Here is a 9,069-nt window from a genome sequence, read left to right as displayed (position 1 = left end):
TGAACGAGGACGACTGGCTATTGGCCCGGAGGGCGCCGAAGCGTCCGACCCTGGCGGTCCTTGCCCTGATCATCGGCGTCCTGGCGGTCGACTTCGCACTCGTCGCCAACATCAGGGGAATCTCCGCGTACCGGATTTGCGGCTTCGACGCGGCCGTCCTCCTGGTGCCTCTCCTGGTGAGGTCGCTGGTGAAGCACTCGCTCTGCGACCTTGGTTTCACGGCAATGATCATCGGGCTGCTGGGGAGCTTGTCGATGCCGGGAGCCCACGGTCACTGAAGGAATCAGCCTTCCGAAGTCGGTGCGTTCGATGCCTCCCCTCGCTCGACCTGGGCGAGGAATGTACGGAGTGCCTGGTGCAACTCCGGGACCTTGGTGGAGATCACGTCCCAGACGATGTCGTCGTCGACCCGATAGTACACATGACAGATCCAGTCCCGCATGCCGGCGATTTTCTTCCATTCGATCCCGGGAATCCGGTCTCGGATCTCGTCGGGCAGATGCTTCGTCGCCTCGCCGATGACCTCGATGTTGCGGAGCACCGCATCCAGGATGAGATCTTGCGCGGCGAATCCATCCTGGTCCAGCCCAGCGGTGAAGCGAAGGATTTCTCGCAGGAGGCGATGATGTCGTCGATTCGTCGTCGGGGATCACGGGACAGGGATCGCCTCCTCGCCAATCACCGCTTCCATGGCCGAACTCAGGGATTTCGGCGTGAGGAGGTCGACCCTCCGGCCAAGCAGTTCCTCGAGATCCAGTTTCAGGCCCATGAAGTAATCGAAGGTGGCCTTCTCCTCGAACGTGGCAAGGATGTCCACGTCGCTGTCCGATCGGTCATCGCCCCTGGCCATGGAGCCGAAGACTCTCAACGAGGCAACACCGTACTTCCTGCACAATCCCGGCGCCTCGACGCTCAATCGTTCAAGTAGGGCGTCTCGGTCCATGGGGTGGTCCCTCTCCGGTCACGCATCGTTCACGGAGGCCGTGTTTCGGACTCCGTGGAACCTATTGTAAGCCGCGACGGCGGTCGATCAACGGCATCGTTCGGTAGGCCGCGGAGGCACGCTCCTCCGGCCTTCCTCGCCCGGACGTGGAGGAAGTAGGAGACGACCTGGGCGTCCTGGATCGCGGGGCAGGCGCGGACGGCCTCGTCGGAGGGCCTGGGCTCGGAGAGGCCCTCGAGCGAGAAGCCGGCGGACAGGACCTCGTGGATCCAGCGGCTGATCGTGCGGGTGAACCGCGGGACGCGGAACCTCGGCAGCCGCGCCTTCGCCTCGGCCGGGGCCTCGCCGAAGAGCCATTCCTGGACCTCGCCGTCGAGCTCGCGGAAGTAGTCGCCGACCTCGATCGCGTAGGTGATCCCCGAGGCGTCGCGGAGGTTCCGGCGATGCGGGGTGTCGAAGCACGGGTGGCAGATCGAGAACTGGAGGAAGCCGCCGGGCCGGAGCACGCGGGCCGCCTCGGCCAGGACACGATCCGTCTCGGGGATGTCCATCAGGCTCATGAAGGCGGTGGCGAAATCAAACGTGTCGTCCGCGAACGGAAGCTCGACGGCGCTCGCGACGCGGTAGTCGACGCCCAGCGGCTCGCCGGACTCGGCCGCGCGGGCGTGGCCGACGAACCGCTCCGAGATGTCCACGCCCGTCATCCGGGCGCCCCGATGCGCCAGGAGCCGCGTGTTGTGCCCCTCGCCGCAACCGATGTCCAGCCCGGAGCGCCCCCGGACGTCGGGCAGCCATTCCAGGAACGCCGGCGTGTTCAGGTGGTCGCGATAGACGTCGCATCCGGCCCTGGCCAGCTCCGTCCAGGCATCCGCATTCCCGTCCCAGAATCGTCCGGCCTCGCGATGGTCCATCGGCTGGGCCCTCCTCGGTGATGACGGACGTCGAACATCGCGGCCGGCCGCGATGGGACCAAAGTATAATCGCAGACGTAGGTTGCCCGGGGGCCGGGCGTGCCCCGGCTTCCTGAGGTATCCAACTGAGTTTGGTCACCGGGATCGAGCTGCTCGTGGACGGCGGCATGGCGCAGGTGTGTTCGTTCACGTCACGCGGAGCCGTTCCGTTGGCTGGATCTCGAGACGCTCGCCGACGTAGAATGCTCGGGGGATAATCGCAAAGTCGAGGGCGAGTCGATTGGACCGGGCACACTGGCAGCAGTTGTCACGGGAGCGCGTCAAGGATGCCGAACTTCTGCTCGGCGGAGGGCAATGGGCGGGAGCGTACTACCTCGCCGGGTATGCCGTGGAGTGCGGCCTGAAGTCGTGCGTGCTGGCCTTCGTCGAGAGGAATCCTGATGTGATCTTCCTCGACAGGAAATACTCGGAGAAGTGCTGGACGCATGATATTGGAGTCCTCGTTGCTCTCGCCGATTTGCAGTCCTCTCGCGTCGCCGACTCCCTGGCCAATCCTGCTCTCGAAGTGAACTGGGGAATTGTCCTGACCTGGAGCGAGAAGGCTCGATATGAACTGATCGGCGAGGCGAGGGCAAGGCGGCTCCACGAAGCCGTGGCCCACGACCCCAACGGAGTCTTGCCATGGATCCGAATGCGTTGGTGAGCGAGCAAACAGACGCGGGAGCGGAATTGCTTCAGAAACTCCGACCTCGCCTGCGCGTGGAGGCCGCGTTCTGGCTCAACCCTGCCGAAGATGGGCTGTGGACGCTCTACATTGCGACTCCCGAGATCGACAAGGGGCATTTCGACCTTGCCTACGGGGAAGCCATGCGGACGGCTCGATCGATGAACAGTCCCTATGTCGATCCATTTGGGATCCGGCTCATCGGAACCGATTCCCCACTGGCCCGGGACGCGATCGCGGTCACCCGGAAGTACCCTGGGGAAATGGCGACCCGGCTTCGTAGCCGGATCTTCGGCGATACCTTCGTCGAGGAAGTGTACGTCTACCCGAGCCCTGTCCCGGCGGCAGTGAACTGAAGGCTCGAAATATGCCTGGTCGTCCAATCCCCACTCCGGTCAAGGAGCATCATCCGGACCTCGGAGAGGTTATCGCTTCGAGCTGGACTCGTCTCTGGACGAGTCGGCGGGTCACCTCCGAGGGACGGGAGCTCCTGCTGGCGGGCCGGGGGAACCGGCCCTCCGACTGGCAGGTCCGGCTCTGGCGGTCGATCGAGGCTCGGCTTCCGGAACTGATCGCGGAGGCCGTGGCGGCGGTCCCGGAACCGCCGACCTTGCCGCGGAAATGCACGTTCTCACGCGACGACCTGACGCTGAGAGAGGTGTGCGTGGAGGGGGAAGACACGTTCGACCTCTACTTCGATACTCCCCTGGGCGATCGGATCGACATGTGGCCGGTGGTTACGTTCTCAGGCTGGGGGATTCGGGGCTGCGAGTGGGCGTGTTGACGGCAGGATCGGCCGGGAGTCGAGCCCCCCGCCGACGGCATGACGGTCCACGATTGCCATGGTCCGAGACCTCCGTCCCCGGCCCTCACCCGGCTCCTACCATCGAGCAGATCGGCTGAGCCTGTCCGCGGGACTCGTCGCTGCCTCGCCTCCTTCCGCCTTCCTCACCCGAACGTGGAGAAAGCAAGTTGGGCCTGGTCGCTCGCTTCGATTCCGTACCGGTTGAGTCCTGGCCCCGAATCCTCGATGAGGTGACCAGGGCGGGAATTCCGACGGGGCTCTGGTAGCCTCCTTTACCGGCTTGCGCCGGTCTCCTCCTCGTCCCGGATCCGGTCGAGCTCGGCGAGGATCTCCGCCTGCTCGCGATCGAGCAGGCCGTCGGGGAGTGAATGGACCTTCTCGACCGCAATCTCGTCGTTGTCGGCAACGCCCTCGGGCGCGTCGTCGAGGCCGTCCAGTGCCTCCCGGAGCATCCGGAGATGGTCGGGGACCATCAGGGGGTGGAGGATCTGCGTGAAGTCACAGGGGCGGCCGTCGGCTCGATGACAACGGATGGTGACCGCGGGGGGCTGATCCCGGAATCCCGGGCGATCGAGGAAACCCCGAAGGCCGTCCGGACTCTCGAGGACCTTGGCGCGGACCGCGGGGTCCTCGAGCCCGCGAAGCGACCCTGGCAGCCACAGCTCGACGATCTGGGACTCGAGGATGGTGCCGGCGCCCGACGAGGAGGCGTCGCCGTCCGAGGGGGCGGCCTGACCTGGCGCCGAGCGGGACGACAGCGGGTCCGGGACCAGGAGAAACACGGCGAGCAGCAGCGCCAGGCCGAGGACCCGGAAGGCGGTCGCCGCGAGCCGCCGCCACCGGGCGATGACCTCGGGATCTCTCGCCGACGTCGGGCGCACGGGGAGGGCGCAGCGTCGATTCGCGGTCTTTTGAAAGGTGAGCAATCGGGGCATGGGAGGTCTCCTCGGGGGCCACCTAACCGATGGCCCCTCATACCCTGGACCGCGCGGCGCGGCCGCGACGGGACATAGCGGCGGGGATTTCCCGCCGGTCAATCCGGCCCTGGGCATCGAATTTCAAGAACTTTGTCCCGCGGAGGGACTACAGCGCGGTATCCCTTGGGGGGGGCCTGCGCGCGAGGGCGGGTTATTGAGCCGACGTCGTCGCCGCGACGACCTCGCGACGCTCTCCCTCCATCGGGCGAGGGCGAGAGTGAAGGGCGACGATGTTGGCGGGTTGTTTAACAAGTCGTATTCTAGTCGCATTCGAGGCCGAAGTCGAGGGGGAACTCCCGGCGGGCCCGCCGGACCGCCGGCCGGCCGGGGGCGAGGGCACGGGCATGGATTCGAGCGAGACGGCGGAGTTGCTGGGCCGTGCGGCGACCGGGGATTCGAGCGCGCTGGAGGCCCTGCTGATGGGACATCGACCGCGGCTCCGGCGGATGGTCGCGGCGAGGATCGACGATCGGCTTCGCCGCCGGATCGACCCGTCGGACGTGATCCAGGAGACATTCCTGGAAGCCTCGGTGCGGTTGCCGGCGTACCTCCGGGAGCCCTCGATGCCCTTCTTCCTCTGGCTCCGATTCCTCACCGGCCAGAAGCTCGTGACGCTCCACCGGCATCACCTCGGCGTGCAGATGAGGGATGCCGGCCAGGAGGTGGCGCTGGGCCCCGGCGGCTGCCCGCAAGCCTCCTCGATGGCGCTGGCGGCGCACCTGCTCGACGCGAGGACGGGCCCCGCCGAGGCGGCGATGCGGGGCGAGCTGAAGGAGCAGGTCCGCAGGGCCCTCGAGGAGCTCGACCCGCTCGATCGCGAGGCCCTGGCGTTGCGGCATTTCGAGCAGTTGAGCCGGGCGGAGATCGCCGCCGTGCTGGGCCTCTCCGAGGCCGCCGCCGGGAAGCGGTACATCCGGGCGCTCGAGAAGCTGAGGCGGGTGCTGAACGGGCCCGGAGAGGGCTGAGAATAGGCGGGGACTCATGGGCCTGGGCTCGATCAAGGACGCGGACGGCTCGGCGACGGACTTCGACCCCGTCGAGCTGCTGATCGACGACTTCCTCGACCGGCGACGACGGGGCGAGGGGCCGTCGCTGGAGGCGCTCGTGGAGGCGAACCCGGAGCACGCCGGGCGGCTGCGGTCGCTCGTGCCGGCGGCGCTCGCCATGGAGGACCTCGGCTCCGAGGCTGGCGGCGGGGGGGACGGGAGCGGGGGGCGGGACGCCCGGCTCGGCCTGCTCCCGCCGATGCCGTCGCGGCTCGGCGACTATTCGCTCGTCCGACCGATCGGCTCGGGGGGCATGGGGGTCGTCTACGAGGCGGTGCAGGGGTCGCTGGGGCGGCAGGTCGCGCTCAAGACGTTCCCGACGTCGAGGCTCGGCGACGCCGGCCGCCTGGAGCGGTTCCGCCGCGAGGCCCTCGCCGCGGCGCGGCTGCAGCACACCAACATCGTCCCGGTCTTCGAAATCGGCGAGCACGACGGCCAGCACTTCTACACCATGCAGCTCATCGAGGGCCGCGGGCTCGACCAGGTCATCCGCGAGCTCGACCGGCTGCGGAGGACCCCGGCCGGAGCGCCGCCGGCGGTCGACGGCCTCGGCGACGGCCTCTCGAGCACCCTGGCCGACGGCCTCCACCGGGGGGACCTGATTCCCGTCCCCGCGTCGACGATCGCCGGGGCGGGCGAGTCCCGCTACCATCGGGGCGTGGCGGCGGTGGGAGTGCAGGTGGCCGATGCGCTCGAGTACGCGCACGGCCAGGGGGTGCTGCATCGCGACATCAAGCCGTCGAACCTGCTGCTGGACGGGCGTGGGCATGTCTGGGTGACCGACTTCGGGCTGGCCAAGACGGAGGACGAGGAGGGCGGCGGCCTGACGGGGACCGGCGACCTCGTGGGGACGCTCCGCTACATGGCGCCCGAGCGGTTCCGGGGCTGGTCCGACCCGCGGAGCGACGTCTTCGCGCTGGGGGCGACGCTCTACGAGGTGGCGGCCCTGCGGCCCGCCTTCGACGAGTCGGACCGGGCGAAGCTGGTCGACCGCCTGCTCCACGGAGGCCCGACGCCGCCGCGGCAGCTCGACCGGCGGTTCCCCCGCGACCTCGAGACGATCATCCTCAAGGCGCTGGCCAACGACCCGGCGGAGCGCTACCCGACGGCCGCCGGCCTGGCGGAAGACCTGCGGCGATTCGTCGCCGGCGGGCCGATCCTGGCCCGCCGCTCCGGCGCGGTCGAGCGGACCTGGCGATGGGCCCGCCGCCATCCCGTCGGGGCCGCGGCGGCCGTGGTCATCGCGGCGGCCCTGGCAACGGCCGCCGGGGCCTCCATGGCCTACGCCCGGGCGCGGGACCATGCCGCGGTCGTGAGCCGGGCGCTGGCGGATAGCCTGGCCAGGGAGCGGGAGGGACTGCGCAAGTCGCTGGCGGAGTCCCGACGGGTCGTCGCCCTCCGCGACTTCGACCGGGGGCTCGCGGCGTTCGAGAAGGACCAGGCCGGCCCCGGCCTCTTCTGGATGATGGAGGCCTGGCGATCGGCCGCGGCCGCGGGCGACCCGGCGTGGGAGCGGGTCGCGCTCGCGAACCTGACCGCATGGCGGGCCCAGCTCCCCGGCCTGCAAGGGCTGCTCACCCACGACGGGCCCGTGACCGCCGCCGCGTTCAGCCCGGACGGCACGCGGATCCTCTCCGGCGGCGAGGACGCCGCGGCGCGGGCCTGGGACGTGGCCTCATCCCGGCCCCTCGGCCCGGCCGCGGTCCAGCCGGCCGCGGTCACCGCGCTGGCCTTCAGCCCGGACGGCCGCGGCGTGCTCGTCGCTCGCGGCGACGGCGTGGCGCGAATCCTCGACGCCGAGGCCCTGCAGCCGACGGGCGTGGAGGTCCGGCACGCGGCGGAGATCCAGGCCGTGGCGTTCCGTCCCGACGGGTCGAGGTTCCTGACCGGCGGCAAGGACGGCGTCGCCAGGCTCTGGGACACGGCCACGGGCGGGCCGTCGGGCCCGCCGATGAAGACCCGCCGCCCGGTCACCTGCGCGGCCTTCCAGCCGGCCGGCGGCCGGCTCCTTGCCATCGGCGGCCGCCATCGACTGGCCTGGCTCTGGAATGAGAAGGACGGCACGCTGGTCCGTTCCATCGTGTCCTCCATGCCGGAGATCCACTCGCTGGCGTTCAGCCCCGACGGAGAGACGCTCCTCGTCGCCGGCTGGGGCGGCGGCCTCCGCGCCTGGGACGTCGCGACCGGCCGACCGAGTTCCGGGGACAGGAGACCCCACCGGGGTCACGTCCGGGCCGTCGCCTACCGGCCGGACGGCCTGGCCTACGCGACCGGCAGCGAGGACAGGACGGCCCGCGTCTGGGATGCCGCCACGCACGAGCCGATCGGGCCGTCGCTACCCCACCAGGGCCCGGTCGTGGCCGTCGCGTTCAGCCCGGACGGCCGCTCCCTGCTGACGGCCAGCAGCGACCACGCCATCCGCATCTGGGACGCCCTGGCCAATAACTCCGCCCAGCCGTCTGCGGAGATCCTGGGCGCGGGACAGGCCGTCGCCTTCGCCCCGGACGGGGCGTCGTTCCTGGCCGCCGGCGGCATGGCCGGCCGCCGGGATGCCGCCACGGGCCGCTCGGTCGAATGGTCCACTCACGTCGTCGGATCGGCGACGAGCCTCGCATGCCGTCCCGATGGCAAGGTGCTCGTCGTCGGCGGTTCGCCGGCAATGCTCCTGGACGCGGCCACGGGCCGGCCCGTGGGACGCCCGCTCGACCATCCCCGCGGGGCCAGCGTCGTCGCCTTCAACCACGACGGGACGCTCGTCGCCACCGGCGGAGAGGATCACACCACCCGCCTCTGGGACGGCCACACGGGCGAGCCGATCGGCCCGTCCGACGAACATCCGGGCTCGGTGGACGCCCTGGCCTTCCACCCCGACGGCAAGTCCCTGGGCATCGGCCTGGACGCGGGCACGGCCTTCGTGTGGGACCTGGCGACCCGTCGCCGCGTCGGCCCTCCGATGCCGCACCCCGGCGCGGTCAGCTCGCTCGCCTTCCGACCCGACGGCCGGGCGATCGTCACCGGTTGCGAGGACGGCCACGCCCGCCTCTGGGATCCGGCCACCGCCGAGCTCCTGATCCCACCGCTGCCCCATCAGGCCTGGGTCTTCGCCGTGGCCTTCAGCCCCGACGGGAGGACCATCCTCTCCGGCAGTCGCGACCACACGGCCCAGCTCTGGGACGCCGCCACGGGCCAGCCCATCGGCCCGTCACTCCCGCATCGCTTCGACGTCTGGTCCGCCTGCTTCTCCCCCGACGGCTCCGCCATCCTGACCGGCGACGTCAGCTCCACCGCCCGCCTCTTCCGCCTCCCCCCGCCGTTGCCCGCCGATCCGGAGCGGATCGCGGACCTCATGACCGTCCTCACCGGCCTGACCTTCGACCCCGACCGCGGCACCCTGCTCCCGGTCGACAACCCGACCTGGAGGGAGACGAAGGGGCGGGTCGAGGGCGGAGGGACGCGGTGAGGGACCGGGCGGACGTCCTCGTCCGAAGGGGTCTTCCAGCCGGCCGGCTCGCCTCGTATAGTGAAGCCGTAGGGGTAGACGCCGCGAGCGTGCGTGAGGGCCGTGCGAGGCCCCGAAGGCCGTGGCGGCGGACATCGGCCCCGATTCGAACCTCAATTATCGGGCGGCACCCGGCCGCCTCCCGCGACTTCACTCCACGCCCG

At 70.2% G+C, this 9,069-nt stretch carries 10 protein-coding genes; 6 read left to right on the top strand and 4 right to left on the bottom strand.

The genetic code is table 11. The features are described from left to right. Positions 1-278 (top strand): hypothetical protein (locus G6O54_RS32170; RefSeq protein WP_205679102.1); only part of this gene is annotated, 278 nt, incomplete at its 5' end. Positions 279-283: 5 nt separating this feature from the next. Here G6O54_RS32170 and G6O54_RS32165 read toward each other — a convergent pair. The 3 genes from G6O54_RS32165 to G6O54_RS32155 all read right to left on the bottom strand — a co-directional run bounded on the left by G6O54_RS32165 (position 284) and on the right by G6O54_RS32155 (position 1,854). Continuing rightward, on the bottom strand, positions 284-586 hold the full coding sequence (locus G6O54_RS32165; RefSeq protein WP_250847189.1) for a HepT-like ribonuclease domain-containing protein: 303 nt from the start codon (positions 584-586) through the stop codon (positions 284-286). A 63-nt stretch (positions 587-649) separates the two neighbouring features. Beyond that, on the bottom strand, positions 650-943 hold the full coding sequence (locus G6O54_RS32160) for a nucleotidyltransferase family protein (protein ID WP_165233331.1): 294 nt from the start codon (positions 941-943) through the stop codon (positions 650-652). Between the two features lie 29 nt (positions 944-972). Further along, positions 973-1,854, bottom strand: a complete 882-nt coding sequence (locus tag G6O54_RS32155) for a class I SAM-dependent methyltransferase (RefSeq protein WP_165233328.1) — start codon at positions 1,852-1,854, stop codon at positions 973-975. A gap of 280 nt (positions 1,855-2,134) precedes the next feature. Here G6O54_RS32155 and G6O54_RS32150 point away from each other — a divergent pair, with 280 nt between their 5' ends. The 3 genes from G6O54_RS32150 to G6O54_RS32140 are packed head-to-tail and all read left to right on the top strand — an operon-like array spanning position 2,135 to position 3,362. Next, positions 2,135-2,557, top strand: a complete 423-nt coding sequence (locus G6O54_RS32150; protein ID WP_165233325.1) for a hypothetical protein — start codon at positions 2,135-2,137, stop codon at positions 2,555-2,557. Next, on the top strand, positions 2,536-2,934 hold the full coding sequence (locus G6O54_RS32145) for a hypothetical protein (protein ID WP_165233322.1): 399 nt from the start codon (positions 2,536-2,538) through the stop codon (positions 2,932-2,934). The genes G6O54_RS32150 and G6O54_RS32145 overlap by 22 nt, the downstream gene beginning before the upstream one ends. A gap of 11 nt (positions 2,935-2,945) precedes the next feature. Beyond that, a complete protein-coding gene (locus tag G6O54_RS32140) occupies positions 2,946-3,362 on the top strand; it encodes a hypothetical protein (RefSeq protein ID WP_165233319.1) in 417 nt (138 codons plus the stop codon). A 293-nt stretch (positions 3,363-3,655) separates the two neighbouring features. Here G6O54_RS32140 and G6O54_RS32135 read toward each other — a convergent pair whose 3' ends face one another. Continuing rightward, entirely contained in the window at positions 3,656-4,318 is a 663-nt protein-coding gene (locus tag G6O54_RS32135) for a hypothetical protein (RefSeq protein ID WP_165233316.1), read from the bottom strand. 386 nt (positions 4,319-4,704) lie between these two features. Between G6O54_RS32135 and G6O54_RS32130 the strand changes: the two genes are divergently transcribed. After that, entirely contained in the window at positions 4,705-5,325 is a 621-nt protein-coding gene (locus G6O54_RS32130; protein ID WP_165233313.1) for a sigma-70 family RNA polymerase sigma factor, read from the top strand. Positions 5,326-5,341: 16 nt separating this feature from the next. Then, entirely contained in the window at positions 5,342-8,866 is a 3,525-nt protein-coding gene (locus G6O54_RS32125; RefSeq protein WP_165233310.1) for a WD40 repeat domain-containing serine/threonine protein kinase, read from the top strand. Positions 8,867-9,069: the final 203 nt, after the last annotated feature.

It is taken from the genome of Aquisphaera insulae (assembly GCF_011064615.1).
Taxonomy (GTDB): domain Bacteria; phylum Planctomycetota; class Planctomycetia; order Isosphaerales; family Isosphaeraceae; genus Aquisphaera; species Aquisphaera insulae.
This window is presented reverse-complemented; position numbering and strand designations above follow the sequence as displayed.